This window comes from Microvirga sp. HBU67558 (assembly GCF_018069605.1).
GTDB lineage: Bacteria > Pseudomonadota > Alphaproteobacteria > Rhizobiales > Beijerinckiaceae > Microvirga > Microvirga terrae.
In genome coordinates, this window is sequence record NZ_JAGPUP010000243.1 from 1 (window position 1) to 620 (window position 620).

The following is a 620-nucleotide window of genomic DNA, read 5'->3' on the forward strand; positions in this document are numbered from 1 at the left end:
TCCATGGGATCGGCGCAGCATGTGTTCTTGATTGAGTACTGCGTTAGAAGCGACCGCCAAGGATGGCTTACAGAAGGCACCCGCCGGAGGAAGCGATTGGATGTGAAACCTCGTTCTGCATGAAGTAAGTATTGATTAGAGCCACAACCTTTCGGCCCAGCGCCTGATCCACTTCAGGGATTTCCGAATCGAGGATTTCGAGCCGAGTCTCGAAATCAGGGTCACAAATGAGAATGGCCGGATCCGGCTCGGCGCCTTCTCCCGGGCTGTCCAGAAACCAGCCCTCGTCCGGGTTCGGGTCTTCTGGAATGAGACCCGCATTTAGGCTCTCGACAAGATACTTGGCGAGATGATCGTTGATCCTCGTGCCATCGTCTTCGCCAAAGATGATCCGCGGCTCGCCGTGAGGATCCCGGATGATGTGCTGCCGCTCTCGTCCAGGGCGGGCGATGAAGAGGGTCCACTGTGACGATGAACTCATAGGCTGCTTCTTGTCCAAAGATCAGGCGGGCAGCTTACGCTACCTTAATGACCAATAGCACTTCTGCCTTCGGGTCAGTATCGCCGTCCGAGCATCCAGTCGCCGACCTCATCAAGGGCATCAAAGGCGCGGTTGGTCA

The 620-nt window shown here is 56.3% G+C and carries 1 protein-coding gene; it reads right to left on the reverse strand.

Features of this window, described 5'->3' with window-relative positions; all coding sequences use genetic code 11:
• Positions 1–67: 67 nt before the first annotated feature.
• A complete protein-coding gene (locus KBI52_RS01030; RefSeq protein ID WP_210804805.1) occupies positions 68–499 on the reverse strand; it encodes a hypothetical protein in 432 nt (143 codons plus the stop codon).
• Positions 500–620: the final 121 nt, after the last annotated feature.